The 17114-nt window shown below is 68.4% G+C and carries 15 protein-coding genes; 12 read left to right on the forward strand and 3 right to left on the reverse strand.

Annotated features, from left to right (window positions below):
- Window positions 1-33: 33 nt before the first annotated feature.
- The 3 genes from dnaQ to AC3FMM_RS05655 form a co-directional block, all read right to left on the reverse strand.
- Entirely contained in the window at window positions 34-774 is a 741-nt protein-coding gene (dnaQ, locus tag AC3FMM_RS05645; RefSeq protein WP_115710084.1) for a DNA polymerase III subunit epsilon, read from the reverse strand.
- Window positions 775-831: 57 nt separating this feature from the next.
- Window positions 832-1269: a ribonuclease HI gene (gene rnhA / locus AC3FMM_RS05650; RefSeq protein ID WP_115680590.1), complete on the reverse strand. Its 438-nt coding sequence runs from the start codon at window positions 1267-1269 to the stop codon at window positions 832-834.
- Between the two features lie 75 nt (window positions 1270-1344).
- Entirely contained in the window at window positions 1345-2145 is an 801-nt protein-coding gene (locus AC3FMM_RS05655) for a class I SAM-dependent methyltransferase (protein ID WP_115710082.1), read from the reverse strand.
- 12 nt (window positions 2146-2157) lie between these two features.
- Between AC3FMM_RS05655 and gloB the strand changes: the two genes are divergently transcribed.
- The 12 genes from gloB to leuE all read left to right on the forward strand — a co-directional run bounded on the left by gloB (window position 2158) and on the right by leuE (window position 17038).
- Window positions 2158-2958 carry a hydroxyacylglutathione hydrolase gene (gloB, locus tag AC3FMM_RS05660; RefSeq protein WP_115710080.1) on the forward strand — a complete coding sequence of 267 codons (801 nt, stop codon included), beginning with the start codon at window positions 2158-2160 and terminating at the stop codon, window positions 2956-2958.
- Window positions 2959-3063: 105 nt separating this feature from the next.
- Window positions 3064-4731, forward strand: a complete 1668-nt coding sequence (locus AC3FMM_RS05665; RefSeq protein ID WP_115710078.1) for a transglycosylase SLT domain-containing protein — start codon at window positions 3064-3066, stop codon at window positions 4729-4731.
- A 180-nt stretch (window positions 4732-4911) separates the two neighbouring features.
- Complete coding sequence (locus tag AC3FMM_RS05670; RefSeq protein WP_488686232.1) at window positions 4912-6804, forward strand: propionate--CoA ligase; 1893 nt, start codon at window positions 4912-4914, stop codon at window positions 6802-6804.
- A 187-nt stretch (window positions 6805-6991) separates the two neighbouring features.
- Entirely contained in the window at window positions 6992-9346 is a 2355-nt protein-coding gene (locus AC3FMM_RS05675) for a bifunctional salicylyl-CoA 5-hydroxylase/oxidoreductase (RefSeq protein ID WP_488686233.1), read from the forward strand.
- The gene (locus tag AC3FMM_RS05680) at window positions 9343-10146 is read left to right on the forward strand and encodes an SDR family NAD(P)-dependent oxidoreductase (RefSeq protein ID WP_115710073.1); all 804 of its coding nucleotides are present in this window, start codon (window positions 9343-9345) and stop codon (window positions 10144-10146) included. The genes AC3FMM_RS05675 and AC3FMM_RS05680 overlap by 4 nt, the downstream gene beginning before the upstream one ends.
- Before the next feature lie 25 nt (window positions 10147-10171).
- Window positions 10172-11023: an enoyl-CoA hydratase family protein gene (locus AC3FMM_RS05685; RefSeq protein WP_414247556.1), complete on the forward strand. Its 852-nt coding sequence runs from the start codon at window positions 10172-10174 to the stop codon at window positions 11021-11023.
- Window positions 11024-11029: 6 nt separating this feature from the next.
- The gene (locus tag AC3FMM_RS05690) at window positions 11030-12199 is read left to right on the forward strand and encodes an acyl-CoA dehydrogenase family protein (RefSeq protein ID WP_115710069.1); all 1170 of its coding nucleotides are present in this window, start codon (window positions 11030-11032) and stop codon (window positions 12197-12199) included.
- Window positions 12200-12268: 69 nt separating this feature from the next.
- Window positions 12269-13957: an AMP-binding protein gene (locus AC3FMM_RS05695; RefSeq protein WP_473703696.1), complete on the forward strand. Its 1689-nt coding sequence runs from the start codon at window positions 12269-12271 to the stop codon at window positions 13955-13957.
- Window positions 13954-14379: an acyl-CoA thioesterase gene (locus tag AC3FMM_RS05700; RefSeq protein WP_115680580.1), complete on the forward strand. Its 426-nt coding sequence runs from the start codon at window positions 13954-13956 to the stop codon at window positions 14377-14379. The genes AC3FMM_RS05695 and AC3FMM_RS05700 overlap by 4 nt, the downstream gene beginning before the upstream one ends.
- Before the next feature lie 46 nt (window positions 14380-14425).
- Window positions 14426-14836: a RidA family protein gene (locus tag AC3FMM_RS05705; protein ID WP_115680579.1), complete on the forward strand. Its 411-nt coding sequence runs from the start codon at window positions 14426-14428 to the stop codon at window positions 14834-14836.
- 355 nt (window positions 14837-15191) lie between these two features.
- Complete coding sequence (gene carA / locus AC3FMM_RS05710) at window positions 15192-16328, forward strand: glutamine-hydrolyzing carbamoyl-phosphate synthase small subunit (RefSeq protein WP_115710065.1); 1137 nt, start codon at window positions 15192-15194, stop codon at window positions 16326-16328.
- Window positions 16329-16363: 35 nt separating this feature from the next.
- Complete coding sequence (gene leuE / locus AC3FMM_RS05715; protein WP_111517608.1) at window positions 16364-17038, forward strand: leucine efflux protein LeuE; 675 nt, start codon at window positions 16364-16366, stop codon at window positions 17036-17038.
- The last annotated feature ends 76 nt before the right edge of the window (window positions 17039-17114 follow it).

Raw genomic sequence — 17114 nt, forward strand, 5'->3', positions numbered from 1 at the left:
CTTGTATCTTGTAAAGCCCTTTTTTGAATTTTCTTAGGCGGCCAGCGTTCCGGGGGCTTCGACAGGATCTTCCTGCCATACCGTCTTGCCGCCGCTGGCCTTGTCCAGTCCCTTCAGCAGGGCCAAGTGGGCCTGCTGCTCCTCATCCGTGGCGCGCAGCACCGGCAGTGCTAGCCGCGACAGGTCGGCGGTCGTGACCACACCGCCCTGGCCGCTGCCGCTGTCGAGCGTGTCGATCACCAGCGAATCCTGGCCGCGCGTCATGGCCAGGTAGACCTCGGCCAGCAGTTCGGCGTCCAGCAGCGCGCCGTGCAGCGTGCGGTGGGCGTTGCTGATGCCGAGGCGCTCGCACAGCGCATCCAGCGAGTTGCGCTTGCCGGGGAACATCTGCCGCGCTTCGCGCAAGGTATCGATCACGTTGCCGACATGCTGGCGGAACGGCGGCAGGCCCAGCAGCTGGAATTCCATGTCGAGGAAGCCCAGGTCGAACTGCGCGTTGTGGATGATCAGCTCGGCGTCCTGCACGAACTCGCGGATATCGTGGACGACCTCGGCAAAGCGGGGCTTGTCGGCCAGGAACTCGACCGTGATGCCGTGGACCGCGATCGCGCCCTCGTCGATATCGCGCTCGGGGTTGACGTAGAAGTGCAGGTGGCGTCCCGTCAGGCGGCGGTTCATCAGCTCGACGCAGCCGATTTCGATCAGGCGGTCGCCGGTGGCGGCATTCAGGCCGGTGGTTTCGGTATCGAGAACGATTTGTCGCATGGCGGGCATTCTAGCGGAGCGGGGCGGGCGTTCCGCGCTTGTTGTTGGTGGTGCGGAAGGTTCCGGTCAGCGGCCGATCGATTCGACGCCGCGGTTGGCCAGCGCGTCGGCGCGCTCGTTGCCGGGGTGGCCGTTATGGCCGCGCACCCAGTGCCAGGAGATCTGGTGCGGCTGCGCCAGGGCGTCCAGCGCCTGCCACAGGTCGGCGTTCTTGACCGGCTTCTTGTCGGCGGTTTTCCAGCCGCGCGCCTTCCAGCCGGGCAGCCATTCGCTGATGCCTTTCTGCACGTACTGGGAATCGGTATAGACGCGCACCACGCACGGCCGCTTGAGTGCGCGCAGCGCTTCGATCACGGCGGTCATTTCCATGCGATTGTTGGTGGTGTTCGGCTCGCCGCCGAACAGCTCTTTTTCGCTGGTGCCGGCGACCAGCACTGCGCCCCAGCCGCCGCGGCCGGGATTGCCCTTGCAGGCGCCGTCGGAGTAGATCGTGACTTCTTGCATGTGATTCCGTGGTGGCCGCCCGCGGGTCGGGCGGCGCATTGAGGGCGAGGGCGGAGCGCGCGCGGCCGCACCGCGTCAGCGTTCCCTGCCCGGGGTCTTGCCGTGGGTGCCGGTGGGCGTGGCCACCGGTGCCGACACTGGCGCCAGCGCCGGCTTGGTCTTCCAGGCGGGTCCGACCAGGCGGATATTGCGCACGCGCTTGATCGCCGAGATCATATAGACCGCGCCGAAGATCGGCCACCAGCGGTCGCCGGCCTTTTCCATGAAGGCGGCGCGCTGCAGCCAGCGGTCGGTACGGTACGGCGGGCAATAGCAGCCGAAGCGGCCGCGGATGATATCGAAGCCGAGCAGCTTGAGCCAGTCCTTGATGCGAACGAAGCCGATCTGCTGGGCGTCGGTCGGCAGGAACGGCGTGGCGCCGAGCCGGTTCATGCCCTGGCGCGCGCCCCACAGGCTCATCGGGTTGAAGCAGGTCACCACCACGCGGCCCTCGGGCATCAGCACCCGCGAGACTTCGCGCAGCACTTCATGCGGGTCTTCGGCGAATTCCAGGATATGGGGCAGGGTGACGAGGTCGATGCTCTGGGTGTCGAACGGCAGTTCATCGAAGCGGCACAGCAGCTGGCGCGCGTCCGGATGTGCGGCACGGGGCCCGTGCGGGCCGCTGGACGGATCCAGCGCCAGCGCCGAGAACGGCATCCGGTTCTCGCGCAGGGTGTCGATATAGGGCAGTCCCAGCTGGACCGCGTGATAGCCGAAGATGTCGGCCACGGTCCGGTCGTACTGCTGCGCCTCCCAGCGCAGCATGTACTCGCCGGGCGGCGAGGCCAGCCATTCTTCCCAGCTTACAATCGGGTGATTGGGACGATTGGACATAGGAGCATGCGCATGTTGAAGGTTGAGCCGATCCCGGCGTTCCAGGATAACTATATCTGGGCCATCCACGACGGGCACTGCGCCGCCGTGGTCGATCCTGGCGAGGCCGCGCCGGTGGAGCGCTTCCTGGCGCAAAGCGGTCTGGCTCTGGGCGCTATTGTAATCACCCATCACCACGGCGATCACCAGGGCGGCGTAGCCGAGCTGCTGGCGGCGCATCCGCGCGCGCCGTCCGGCGAACCGCTGCCGGTGCTGGGGCCGGCGGGCGAGCGTATCGGCGGGCGCACCCGGGCGCTGCGCGAAGGCGACGTGGCGACGCTGGAGGCGCCGGCGCTGACGCTGCGCGTGCTGGACGTGCCCGGCCACACTGCCGGCCATATCGCCTACGTCGCCGACCTCGGCGAAGCCGGCCCGGCGGTGTTCTGCGGCGATACCCTGTTCGCCAGCGGCTGCGGGCGCCTGTTCGAAGGCACGCCGGCGCAGATGCTGGCGTCGCTCGACAAGCTGGCCGCGCTGCCCGGGGACACCCGCGTCTATTGCGCGCACGAATACACGCGCAGCAACGTGCGCTTCGCGCGCGCGGTGGAGCCCGGCAACGCCGCGCTCGAGGCATGGGAGCAGCGCGTCGAGGCGCTGCGCGCCGCGGACCGGCCGACGCTGCCGACCACCATCGCCCACGAGCTCCAGGTCAACCCGTTCCTGCGCTCGCGCGAACCGGCGGTGCGCGCCGCGGTGTCGGCCCATGGGGGCGCCACCGCGGGCGATGCGCAGGCGTTCGGCGCGCTGCGGGGCTGGAAGGACAACTTCCGCTGAGGCCTGGTCGGCTCCGGATACCGGCTATGTGGAAAATCTGATTGACGCGATACGCGGTTTTTTTTAGCATCACGCAACCTTTTAGCGTCACGATTTGAGAACTTAATGAAAATTGGTCGATTACTGGCGGTGGTCGCGTGCGCCGCGCTGCTTGCAGCGTGCGCCAGCACCCCCACGCCGCCTGAAGGCGCCGACGGTGCCGCGACCGCCCAGACTGCCAAGCGGGACCCGCTCAACACCCTCAGCGACAAGTCCGCGCTCTCTTCCACTTCCACCATCAATGTCGACCAGGGCGGCCTGGACTGGCTGCGCGGCCCGTCCAACGATATCTGGGATCGCATCCGGCGCGGCTTTGCCATGACGGACCTGGAGGGCACGCTGGTCGACGATCGCACCCAGTGGTATGCGCAGCGGCCGGAGTACATGGAACGGATGGTCGGGCGCTCGAGCCGCTACCTCTATCACATCGTCGAGGAGCTGGAGCAGCGCAAGATGCCGACCGAGCTGGCGCTGCTGCCGTTCGTCGAGAGCGCCTTCAACCCGCAGGCGCAGTCCACCGCCAAGGCGGCCGGGATGTGGCAGTTCATTCCGAGCACGGGCAAGTTCTATAACCTGAAGCAGAACATGTTCCGCGACGAGCGCCGCGACGTGCTGGCCTCGACCGACGCCGCGCTCGACTACCTGGCGCGGCTCTACGACATGTTCGGCGACTGGCACCTGGCGCTGGCGGCTTACAACTGGGGCGAGGGCGCGGTGTCGCGCGCGATCGCGCGCAACCAGGCGCGCGGGCTGCCGACCGACTACGCCAGCCTGCCGATGCCCAACGAGACCCGCTACTACGTGCCCAAGCTGCAGGCGGTCAAGAACATCATCGCCAACCCGGCCGCGTACGGCGTCAAGCTGCCGGAGATCCCGGACCACCCGTACTTCGTCACGGTCACCACCTCGCGCGACATCGACGTGAATCTCGCGGCCAAGCTGGCGGACATGTCGGTGGAGGAGTTCAAGGCACTGAACCCGTCGTTCAACCGGCCGGTGATCCTGGGCGCGTCGAACCCGCAGATCCTGCTGCCGTTCGATAACGCCGAACGCTTCCAGTACAACCTGAACACCTATCGCGGCGGGCTGTCGAGCTGGGCCGCGGTGACGGTGGACAGCCGCGAGCGCGTCGAGTCACTGGCGGCGCGCCTGAATGTCGACGCCGACACGCTGCGCGAGATCAACAGCATCCCCAAGGGCATGCGCCTGAAGGCGGGCTCGACCGTGATGATCCCGCGCTCGGGCCGGCATGACCAGGACATCAGCGCCACCCTCGCCGACAGCGCCATGCTGGCGATGGAGCCGGACCTGCCCGATGCCCGCCGGGTGGTGGTGCGCGCCGGCCGGCGCGATACCGTGACCTCGGTGGCGCGGCGCTATGGTGTCTCGGCGGGGCAGGTGCAGTCGTGGAACAAGCTCTCCGGCACCAAGCTGGTGGCCGGCCAGAGCCTGGTGCTGATGGTGCCGGTGCGCGGCGCCGGCGCCGTGCGCGCGGCCCGTGCCGAACGCGCGGACCGGGCCGAACGGGCCGAGCGCAGCGAACAGGCCAGCCGCAAGGAACCGTCCGGCAAGGGCGCCAAGGTGGTGCGGGTATCCGCCAAGGGCAAGGGCGAGACGCGCCCGCGCGTGGTGGTCGAGGCCTCGCCGCGACGCGGGGCCAAGGCGCCGGCAGTCGCCAAGGTGTCGGCCAAGACCACCAGCAAGGCCAGCGCGAAAAGCGTCAAGGCGCGCTGACGGGATCGCGCCGGCGCGACGCCGGGGCAGCAAGAAGGGGCGATGCCGTCGGCACGCCCCTTTTTTCATGTGCCGGTGCCGCCCCGTGCGCCAGCGCGCTGAAAGCGTGGCCACGGCTGCCCGGGCCGGTGGCAAACTACGGGCATATCAACAACCACCGCAAAAGCGGAGGAGACAGACATGACGGCAAGCCATGCCGTGCATGCCCGTTCGCTGGCTGACCCCGAGGGGTTCTGGGCCGAACAGGCGGCACGCATCGACTGGGAAACCCCGTTCAGCCACGTGCTCGACAACAGCCGCGCTCCCTTCACGCGCTGGTTCGTCGGCGGGCGCACCAACCTGTGCCACAACGCGGTCGACCGCCACCTCGCGGCCCGCGCCAGCCAGCCGGCGCTGTACTGGGTCTCGACCGAGACCGACCAGGCCCGCAGCTTCACCTACGCCGAACTGCACGACGAGGTCAGCCGCATGGCGGCGATCCTGCAAGGGCTGGGCGTGCAGCGGGGCGACCGCGTGCTGATCTACATGCCGATGATCCCGGAAGCCGCGTTCGCGATGCTGGCGTGCGCGCGCATCGGCGCCATCCATTCGGTGGTGTTCGGCGGCTTTGCCTCGGTCAGCCTGGCCGCGCGCATCGAGGATGCCCGGCCGCGCGTGGTGGTCAGCGCCGACGCCGGTTCGCGCGCGGGCAAGGTGGTGCCGTACAAGCCGCTGCTGGACGAGGCCATCCGGCTGTCATCGCACCAGCCCGGGAAGGTGCTGCTGGTGGACCGGCAACTGGCCGACATGCCCCGCACCGAAGGCCGCGATGAAGACTATGCCGCGTGGCGCGAGCGCGTCGCCGGCGTGCAGGTGCCGTGCGTGTGGCTTGATTCAAGCGAGCCGTCCTATGTGCTCTATACCTCGGGCACCACCGGCAAGCCCAAGGGCGTGCAGCGCGATACCGGCGGCTATGCGGTGGCGCTGGCCACCTCGATGGAATACATCTTCTGCGGCAAGGCCGGCGACACCATGTTCACCGCGTCGGACATCGGCTGGGTGGTGGGGCACAGCTATATCGTCTATGGCCCGCTGCTGGCCGGCATGGCCACGCTGATGTATGAAGGCACGCCGGTCCGCCCCGATGGCGGCATCCTGTGGCGCCTGGTCGAGCAATACCGGGTCAACCTGATGTTCAGCGCGCCCACCGCGATCCGGGTGCTGAAGAAGCAGGACCCCGCGTGGCTGACACGATACGACCTGTCCAGCCTGCGCCTGCTGTTCCTGGCCGGCGAGCCGCTGGACGAGCCCACCGCGCGCTGGATCCAGGACGGCCTGGGCAAGCCCGTGGTCGACAACTACTGGCAGACCGAATCGGGCTGGCCCATCATTGCCATCCAGCGTGGCCTCGAGGCGCTGCCGCCCAAGCTGGGTTCGCCCGGGGTGCCGGCCTACGGCTATGACCTCAAGATCGTCGACGAGAGCACCGGCGAGGAATGCCCGCCGGGACAGAAGGGCGTGGTCGCCATCGACGGCCCGCTGCCACCGGGGTGCATGAGCACGGTCTGGGGCGACGATGACCGCTTCGTGCGCACCTATTGGCAGGCGGTGCCGAACCGCCTGTGCTATTCCACCTTCGACTGGGGCGTGCGCGATGCCGACGGCTACGTCTTTATCCTGGGGCGCACCGACGACGTGATCAACGTCGCGGGGCACCGGCTGGGCACGCGCGAGATCGAGGAAAGCCTGTCGTCCAGCGCCGCCGTGGCCGAGGTGGCCGTGGTAGGCGTGCAGGACGCGCTGAAGGGACAGGTGGCAATGGCGTTCTGCATCGCCCGCGATCCGGCACGCACTGCCACGCCGGAGGCTCGGCTGGCGCTGGAGGGCGAGCTGATGAAGACGGTTGAACAGCAACTGGGCGCGGTGGCCCGCCCGGCGCGCGTGTTGTTCGTCAATGCGCTGCCGAAGACGCGTTCCGGCAAGCTGCTGCGGCGCGCCATGCAGGCGGTGGCCGAGGGCCGCGATCCGGGCGACCTGACGACGATCGAGGATCCGGGCGCGCTGGAACAGCTGCAGGCCGCGTTGAAGGGCTAGCGGGGCAGCGCGGAAGGAAGAGCGGTGGCGGTGTCGCACACGGCACACCGCATCGCCGCCTTGCCATCGGTCGTGATGCAGTCTAATATTTGAGGCATAAAATATTTAATCTTGATCTAGATGGCGGTGTAGTCCGGGACGGCGTGCGATATGCGGCGCGCCCGGCACAGCCGGCAGGAGGCAACAGATGCGCGTGCTTTGTATTGGCGGAGGCCCCGCCGGCCTGTATTTCGGCCTGCTGATGAAATTGCAGGATCCGGCCAACGAGGTCATCGTGGTCGAGCGCAACCGTCCCTACGATACCTTTGGCTGGGGCGTGGTGTTCTCGGACGCCACCATGGACAACCTGAAGCAGGCCGACCCGGCCAGCGCCGGCGAGATCAACGCCGCCTTCAACCACTGGGACGATATCGACATCCATATCGGCGGGCGCACCATCCGCTCGGGCGGGCATGGCTTTATCGGCATCGGCCGCAAGCGCCTGCTCAACATCCTGCAGGCGCGCTGCGAAGCGCTCGGGGTGAAGCTGGTGTTCGAGACCGATGTGTCCGACGACCAGGCGCTGGCGATGCAATACCAGGCCGACCTGGTGATCGCCTCGGACGGCCTGAACAGCCGCATCCGCACCCGCTATGCCGACACCTTCCGGCCGGACATCGATACGCGCCAGTGCCGCTTTGTCTGGCTGGGCACGCACAAGCTGTTCGATGCCTTCACCTTCGCTTTCGAGAAGACCGAGCACGGCTGGTTCCAGGCGCATGCCTACCGCTTCGACGACAACACCTCGACCTTTATCGTCGAGACCCCGGAAGCGGTCTGGCGCGCCGCCGGCATCGAGCAGATGAGCCAGGAAGAGGGCGTGGCCTACTGTGAGAAGCTGTTCGCGCGCTACCTCGACGGCAACAAGCTGATCAGCAACGCGGCGCACCTGCGCGGCTCGGCAATCTGGATCCGCTTCCCGCGCGTGATCTGCCGGCAATGGGTGCACTGGAACACCTTGCCGGACGGCCGCCGCGTGCCCGTGGTGCTGATGGGCGACGCCGCGCACACCGCGCATTTCTCGATCGGCTCCGGGACCAAGCTGGCGCTCGAGGATGCCATCGACCTGGCCGAGGAGATCCGTGGCAGCGGCCACGACGGCCTGCCCGATGCGCTGGCGCGCTATGAAGCCACGCGCGGCGTGGAAGTGCTGAAGATCCAGAATGCGGCGCGCAACTCGACCGAGTGGTTCGAGAACGTCGAGCGCTATGCCGGCAGCCTGCCGCCGGAGCAGTTCGCCTATTCGCTGCTGACGCGCTCGCAACGGATCTCGCACGAGAACCTGCGCGTGCGCGATGCCGGCTATGTCGCGCAGTTCGAGCACTGGCTGGCGCAGCAGGCCGGGGTGCCGGCCGACAGCCTGAAGCTGCAGGCGCACCAGCCGCTGCCGCCGATGTTCACGCCGTTCCGCGTGCGCGGCGTCACGCTGAAGAACCGCGTGGTGGTGTCGCCGATGGCGATGTATTCCTGCTTCGACGGCGTGCCGGGCGACTTCCATCTGGTCCACCTGGGCTCGCGCGCGCTCGGCGGCGCCGGCATGGTGGTGGCGGAAATGACCTGCGTGTCCCCCGATGCGCGCATCACGCCCGGCTGCCCGGGCCTGTGGAACGACGCGCAGCGCGACGCCTGGAAGCGCATCGTCGATTTCGTGCATGCCAGCAGCGATGCCCGCATTGCCATGCAGATCGGCCACGCCGGTCGCAAGGGCTCGACCCAGCTCGGCTGGGAAGCGATGGACCATCCGCTGCCGCAGGGCAACTGGTCGGTGATGTCGGCCTCGCCGCTGCCTTACCTGCCGGGGGAATCGCAGACCCCGCGCGCGATGACGCGCGCCGACATGGACCATGTGCGCGATGATTTTGTCGCCAGCGCGCGGCGGGCGGCCGAGGCCGGCTTCGACTGGCTCGAGTTGCACTGCGCGCACGGCTACCTGCTTTCCAGCTTTATCTCGCCGCTGACCAATACGCGCGACGACGCATACGGCGGTTCGCTGGCGGCGCGCCTGCGCTATCCGCTCGAGGTGTTTGCCGCGGTGCGCGCGGTGTGGCCGCAGGACAAGCCGATGTCGGTGCGCATCTCCGCGCATGACTGGGTCGAAGGCGGCATCACGCCCGACGACGCGGTCGAGATTGCGCGCGCGTTCAAGGCCGCGGGCGCCGACATGATCGACTGCTCGTCGGGCCAGGTCAGCCCCGACCAGGCGCCGGTCTACGGCCGCATGTACCAGACCCCGTTCGCCGACCGCATCCGCAACGAGGCCGGCATCGCCACCATCGCCGTGGGTGCGATCTTCGAGGCGGACCATGTCGACTCGATCATCGCCGCCGGCCGCGCCGACCTGTGCGCGATCGCGCGGCCGCACCTGGCCAACCCGGCCTGGACGCTGCAGGAGGCCGCGCGCATCGGCTACCGCGACATCGCCTGGCCCAAGCAATACCTGGCGGGCAAGCGGCAGCTGGAAACCAACCTCGAACGCGCCGCGGCGCAGGAGAAGCAGGCATGACGGGCAGCACGGCAACTCTGGCCGGCCGGCACGCGCTGGTGACCGGCGGCGGGCGCGGCATCGGCGCGGCAATCGCGCGGCGGCTGCTGGCCGACGGCGCCAGCGTCACGCTGCTGGGGCGCGAGGCCGGCACGCTGCAGGCGACGGTGCAAGTCCTGCGCGAGCAGGCACCGGCAGGCGCCATCGTTTCGTTCGTCACGGCCGATATCGCCGATGTCGACAGCGTCGCGCGCGCCTTCGCCGCGGCCACGGAGCAGGCAGGTCCGGTCTCGATGCTGGTCAATAACGCCGGGCAGGCGCACAGCGCCCCCTTCATGAAGACCGATGCCGCGCTGTGGCAGCGCATGCTCGACGTCAACCTGACCGGCACCTTCCTGTGCACGCAGGCCGCACTGCCGGCGATGCTCGAAGCCGGCTGGGGCCGCATCGTTAACGTGGCCAGCACCGCCGGGCTGATCGGCTACGGCTATGTCAGCGCCTACTGCGCGGCCAAGCATGGCGTGATCGGGCTGACGCGCGCGCTGGCGCTGGAGACCGCGGCCAGGGGCGTGACCGTCAACGCGGTTTGCCCGGGCTACACCGAGACCGACATCGTGCGCGACGCCGTCGCCAATATCGTCGGCAAGACCGGCCGCACCGAAGACCAGGCGCGTGCCGAACTGGCCGCGCGCAATCCGCAGCGCCGCCTGGTTCAGCCCGAGGAAGTGGCCGACGCCGTGGCGTGGCTGTGCCAGCCGTCCGCCGGCGCGATCACCGGCCAGGCGATCCCGGTGGCCGGCGGCGAAGTGATGGCGGGCTGACAAGACAAGGACCTGAGAGAGAACCATGACTGATATCGCACTCGACATGCGCCACCACAAGCGCAGCTTTGCCGGCTATGAACCGCGGCACTTCCTGTGGTCGGTGTCCGACGACGGCAAGGTCGGGACCATCACGCTGAACCGGCCGGAGCGCAAGAATCCGCTGACCTTCGACTCGTATGCCGAGCTGCGCGACCTGTTCCGCGGCCTGTGCTACGCCAGCGACATCAAGGCGGTGGTGGTCACCGGCGCCGGCGGCAACTACTGCTCGGGCGGCGATGTGCACGAGATCATCGGCCCGCTGACGCAGATGACCATGCCCGAGCTGCTCGACTTCACGCGCATGACCGGCGACCTGGTCAAGGCGATGCGCGCATGTCCGCAGCCGGTGGTGAGCGCGGTCGACGGCATCTGTGCCGGCGCGGGCGCGATGATGGCGCTGGCTTCGGACATGCGGCTGGGCACGGCGCAGGCCAAGACCGCGTTCCTGTTCACGCGCGTCGGCCTGGCCGGTGCCGACATGGGCGCGTGCACGCTGCTGCCGCGCGTGATCGGGCAGGGCCGCGCCAGCGAGCTGCTGTACACGGGCCGCTCGATGAGCGCCGAGGAAGGGCTGCAGTGGGGCTTCTTCAACGCGCTGCACCCGTCCGACGCGGTGCTGGCGCAGGCGCAGGCGCTGGCCGCGCAACTGGCCGCCGGCCCGACCTTCGCCCATGGCGTGACCAAGAAGCTGCTGCACCAGGAATGGAACATGGGCCTGGACGAGGCCATCGAAGCCGAAGCCGAGGCGCAGGCCATCTGCATGCAGACGCGCGATTTCCGCCGCGCCTACGAGGCTTTCGTCGCCAGGACCAAGCCGGTGTTCGAAGGGGACTGAAGCGCCATGTCCGACAAGACCTACCTCGATCTGCCGCTGTTCGACGACGCCCACCGCACGCTGGAGCAGGAACTCGACGCATGGTGCGGACAACACCTGCGCGTCGACCACAGCGATACCGACGCCGCATGCCGCGCGCTGGTGCGGCAGCTGGGCGAGGCGGGCTGGCTGCGCTACTGCGTGCCGGCCGCGCATGGCGGCGCGCTGCCGGCGCTGGACTCGCGCTCGCTGTGCCTGCTGCGCGAGACGCTCGCGCGCCATGACGGCCTGGCCGATTTTTCCTTTGCCATGCAGGGCCTGGGCTCGGGCGCGATCACGCTGGCGGGCAGCGACGCGCTGCGCGCGCGCTACCTGCCGCGCGTGGCCCGCGGCGAGGCGATTGCCGCGTTCGCGCTGTCCGAGCCCGAGGCCGGCTCGGATGTCGCCGCGATGCAATGCAGCGCGAGGCTGTCGGACGACGGCAGCCACTATGTGATCGATGGCGCCAAGACCTGGATCTCGAACGGCGGCATCGCGGATTTCTACTGCGTGTTCGTGCGCACCGGCGAGGCCCCGGGCGCGCGCGGCATTACGGCGCTGGTGGTAGACGCCGATACGCCGGGCCTGTCCATTGCCGAGCGCATCGACGTGATGGCGCCGCATCCGCTGGCCACGCTGCGCTTCGACCAGTGTCGCGTGCCGGTGGGCAACCGCTTGGGCGAGGCGGGGCAGGGCTTCAAGGTGGCGATGATGACGCTCGATATCTTCCGCGCTTCGGTTGCCGCGGCGGCGCTGGGCTTCGGCCGCGCGGCGCTGGACGATGCGCTGGCACGTGCCTGCGCGCGCCCGATGTTCGGCGGCGTGCTGGCCGACCTGCAGCTGACCCAGGCCGCCATCGGCGACATGGCCACCGCGATCGACGCCGCGGCGCTGCTGACCTACCGCGCCGCCTGGCTGCGCGACGTCAAGGGACAGCGCACCACGCGCGAGGCGGCCATGGCCAAGATGGTCGCCACCGAGAACGCGCAGCAGGTGATCGACCGCGCGGTGCAGATGTTCGGCGGCCTCGGCGTCAAGGTCGGCACGCGCGTGGAAAGCCTGTACCGCGAGATCCGCTCGCTGCGCATCTACGAGGGCGCCACCGAAGTGCAGAAGCTGATCATCGCGCGCGAGACGCTGGCCGGGCAGCCGGCCTGAGCCCGGACCGTGCGCCCCCGCGCCACCCACGAACTGCCGTACCGATACAGAGCAGACAGGAGACAAGCCATGGCGACCACAGCCCACCTCGACACCTTCGCGCGCGACCGCCTGCCGCCGCAGGACCAGTGGCCGGTGTTCCGCTTCAATGCCGACACCGCCTACCCGGAGCGGATCAATGCCGCGGCGGAGCTGGTCGACCGCCACGTGCGCGAAGGCCGCGGCGAGCGCGTTGCCATCCGCCATCGCCGCGACGGCCGCATCGAGACGGTCACCTATGCCGAACTCGCGGCGCTGGTGAACCGCATCGCCCATGTGCTGGTCGAGGACATGGCGCTGGTGCCCGGCAACCGCGTGCTGCTGCGTGGCCCCAACAACCTGATGATGGCCGCAAGCTGGCTTGCCACCATCAAGGCCGGCCTGATCGCCGTGCCGACCATGCCGCTGCTGCGCGCCAGGGAGCTCAAGCAGATCGTCGACAAGGCGCAGGTCACCGCGGCGCTGTGCGATGCGCGGCTGCGCGAGGATCTCGATGCCAACCAGCGCGCCGGCGGGGAATTCCATTGCCCGACGCTGGCCCGCGCGCTGTATTTCAACGGCACCGGCGAGGGTTCGCTGGAAGCCGCGATGGCGGGCAAGCCCGACAATTTCGACGCCTGCGACACCGCCAGCGACGATGTCTGCCTGATCGCCTTTACCAGCGGCACCACCGGCCAGCCCAAGGGCACCATGCATTTCCATCGCGACGTGCTGGCCATGTGCGACCTGTTCCCGCGCCATGTGCTGCGCTCCGGGCCGGACGACATCTTTTGCGGTACCCCGCCGATCGCCTTCACCTTCGGGCTCGGCGGCATGCTGTGCTTCCCGTTGCGCATCGGCGCCAGCACGGTGCTGGCGGAGAAGCTCACCCCTGAAACTTTGCTCGAACTGATCCACGACTTCCGCGCCACCATCGTCTTCACCGCGCCCACCTTCTACCGGCAGATGGCGGCGCTGGCGCCGCGCTTCGATATCTCCAGCCTGCGGCACAGCGTGTCCGCCGGCGAGGCGCTGCCCGACGCCACGCGGCAGGGCTGGAAGGCCGCCACCGGCATCGAGATGACCGACGGCATCGGCGGCACCGAGATGATGCACATCTTTATCTCGAGCGCCGGCGCCGAGGTCAGGCCGGGCGCGATCGGCAAGGTGGTGCCCGGCTACGTGGCGCAGATCGTCGACGAGGAGATGCGGCCGCTGCCGCCGGGCCAGGTCGGCAAGCTGGCGGTGCAGGGCCCGACCGGCTGCCGCTACCTGGACGACCCGCGCCAGGCCAACTATGTGAAGGCCGGCTGGAACCTGCCGGGCGATACCTTCGTCGCCGACGCGGACGGCTATTACTTCTACCAGGCACGCTCCGACGACATGATCATCTCGGCCGGCTACAACATTGCCGGGCCGGAGGTGGAGAGCGCGCTGATGCAGCACGAGGCGGTGGCCGAATGCGGCGTGGTCGGTGCGCCGGACGACGGGCGCGGCCAGGTGGTGATGGCCTACGTGGTGCTGCGCGAAGGCGTGCCCGCGGACGACGTCACGCGTACCGCGCTGCAGGACTACGTGAAGCGGCAGATCGCGCCGTACAAGTACCCGCGCCGCATCGAGTTCGTGCCGGCGCTGCCGCGCACCGAGACCGGCAAGCTGCAGCGCTTCCGGCTGCGCCAGATGGCGGAGCAGGGGCCGGGCGCGGGCAATGGCGGCAAGCCACAGCAGGGGCAGCGATGAGCGATGTGTTCCGCAATACCGTGCTGGTGCGCTTCAAGCACTGCGACGCCGCCGGCATCGTGTTCTATCCGCGCTACTTCGAGATGCTCAACGACCTGATCGAGGACTGGTTCGGCGAAGCGCTGGGCTGGCCGTTCGATGCCATGCATGGCGAGGGTCGCGCCGGCGTGCCCACGGCCGAGCTGGAGTGCCGCTTCCTGGCGCCCAGCCGGCTGGGCGAGGTGCTGACGCGCGAGTTGCGTGTGCTGAAGCTGGGCCAGTCCAGCTTCACGCTGGCGATCCGCTTTGCCGGCCCGCATGACGATACCCGCATGGAAGTGACGCAACGGCTGGTCTGCGTCGATACCGGCGCGATCGCGCCGCAGCCGCTGCCCGAATCCGTGCGCGAGGCCATGGCGCGTTACCTGGTCGCCGCGGCCTGAACCCCGATTTCCATCCATTCATACCAAGCAACCACAGGGAAACGACATGAAGATCCTGCAGCCGCCCGACTGGGCGCCGCCGCGCGGCTACGCCAACGGCATGATGACCGAGATGCAGGCGGGCAGCCGCCTGCTGTTCATCAGCGGCCAGATCGGCTGGAACAGCCAATGTGAATTCGAGACCGACGACTTCGGCCTGCAGGTGGCGCAGACGCTGCGCAACGTCGTCGCGGTGCTGGCGGCCGGCGAGGCGCGGCCCGAGCATATCGCGCGCATGACCTGGTATGTGAAGGACAAGGCCGAGTATGTCGGCGCCTATGGGGCGATCGGCGAACATTACCGGGCCATCATCGGGCGCCACTTCCCGGCCATGACGGCGGTCGAGGTCGCCGACCTGGTCGAGCCGCGCGCCAAGGTGGAAATCGAGGTCACGGCGGTGGTGCCGCCGCCGCGATAATCCGGCTGCCGGGGTGCAACCCGGACCGCGGGCGCGGGCAGCGCGGCCGCCGCTGGCCCGGCGAGGTTGCCGCCTGCCGCGCGCAAGTCCTTGAAAACTTGAGAAATTGGGTGGCTCGGGATATAATTCGAAAGTTTCGCTTTCAGAACCCTTCACCCTAGCGCCAACCGCTTTCCACCTTCCGCCGCCCCCACCGCGCCGCCTTTGCCGTTCATGTCTGATGTGATGCAAAGCGCATGTCGCAACCGGATCCGACCGCATCGGCGCAATGCCGCTGCCGCCGTCACGGATCCAGCCTGGGAGGCACGAGGCGTCGATTGGTCGGTCACGGGGTGAGTCCAGCAGGAGCCTACCCGTGTTACCGTCTTTTCCGTCCGCCATTCTCGCGCTTGCAGACGGCACGGTCTTTCGTGGCTATTCCATTGGCGCTTCCGGCCATACCATCGGCGAAGTGGTGTTCAACACCGCCATCACCGGTTACCAGGAAATCCTCACCGACCCGAGCTATTCGCGGCAGATCGTCACGCTGACGTATCCGCATATCGGCAACTACGGTGTCAATCCTGAGGACGTCGAAGCCACGAAAGTCCATGCCGCCGGCCTGATCATCAAGGATCTGCCGATCCTGGCCTCCAACTTCCGCAAGGAGCACACCCTTGCCCACTACCTGAAGCAGGAAAAGGTGGTCGCGATCGCCGGCATCGATACGCGCAAGCTGACCCGTATCCTGCGCGAAAAGGGCGCCCAGAACGGCTGCATCCTGGCCGGCGAGGACAATGTCCAGAAGGCCATCGACCTGGCCCGCTCGTTCCCCGGCCTGGCCGGCATGGACCTGGCCAAGGTGGTCTCGGTCAAGGAACCGTACGACTGGACCCAGTCCGAATGGAAACTGGGCGAAGGCTACGGCAAGCAGGACCAGCCGCAGTTCCACGTGGTCGCCTATGACTACGGCGTCAAGTACAACATCCTGCGCATGCTGGCCGAGCGCGGCTGCAAGGTCACGGTGCTGCCGGCGCAAGCCAGCGCGGCCGACGCGCTGGCGCTGAATCCGGACGGCGTGTTCCTGTCCAACGGCCCCGGCGACCCCGAGCCTTGCGACTACGCCATCGCCGCCACGCGCGAGTTCATCGAGCGCGGCATCCCCACCTTCGGCATCTGCCTGGGCCACCAGATCATGGCCCTGGCGGTCGGCGCCAAGACCCTGAAGATGAAGTTCGGCCACCACGGCGCCAACCATCCGGTCAAGGACCTGGACGACGGCCGCGTGGTGATCACGTCGCAGAACCACGGCTTCGCGGTCGACGCCGACACGCTGCCTGCCAACGTGCGCGTCACGCACAAGTCGCTGTTCGACGGCTCGCTGCAGGGTTTCGCGCTGACCGACAAGCCGGCGTTCTGCTTCCAGGGCCACCCGGAAGCCTCGCCCGGCCCGAACGACGTGGCTTACCTGTTCGACCGCTTCATCCAGCTGATGACCGACGCGCGCAAGTAAGCGCCCGGGAACAGCAAGAGACACCGGGACATCCCATGAACGCCTTCATGCATACCGCTTTCGGCATCACCGACTTCTGGACCTATGTGCTGGGCACGATCTTCATCGTGCTGCTGCCGGGGCCGAACTCGATGTACGTGCTGTCGGTGGCGGCGCAGCGCGGCGTGCGCGCCGGCTACAAGGGCGCGTGCGGGGTGTTCCTGGGCGACGCGGTGCTGATGGTGCTGTCGGCGGCGGGCGTGGCCTCGCTGCTCAAGGCCAGCCCGGCGCTGTTCTACGTGGTGAAGTACGTCGGCGCGGCCTACCTGGCGTGGATCGGCTTCAACATGCTGCGCGGCGCGCTGCGCAGCTGGGCCGCGCGCGGCGATGCCGCCGGCGCTGCGGTGCCTGCGGCCACGCCGGACCAGTCCGACCCGTTCCGCAAGGCGCTGCTGATCAGCCTGCTGAACCCGAAGGCGATCCTGTTCTTCATCTCGTTCTTCATCCAGTTTGTCGACCCGGCCTTTGCTTACCCGGTGCTGTCGTTCGGGGTGCTGGGGCTGGTGTGCCAGATCTGCAGCTTTGCCTACCTGACCACGATCATCTTCGTGGGCGCGAAGCTGGCCGAGGCGTTCCGGCGCCGCCGCCGGCTGTCGGCCGGCATGGCCAGCGGGGTAGGGGCGATGTTCATCGGCTTCGGCGCCAAGCTGGCGACCGCCACGATGAACTGAGCCAGACCACATTTTCGAATCCGGACGGATTCCCTGATTACCGGCGCGGTCCGCAGGCAAGGCGGGCCGGCCCATA

It is taken from the genome of Cupriavidus sp. 207A1, assembly GCF_057798955.1.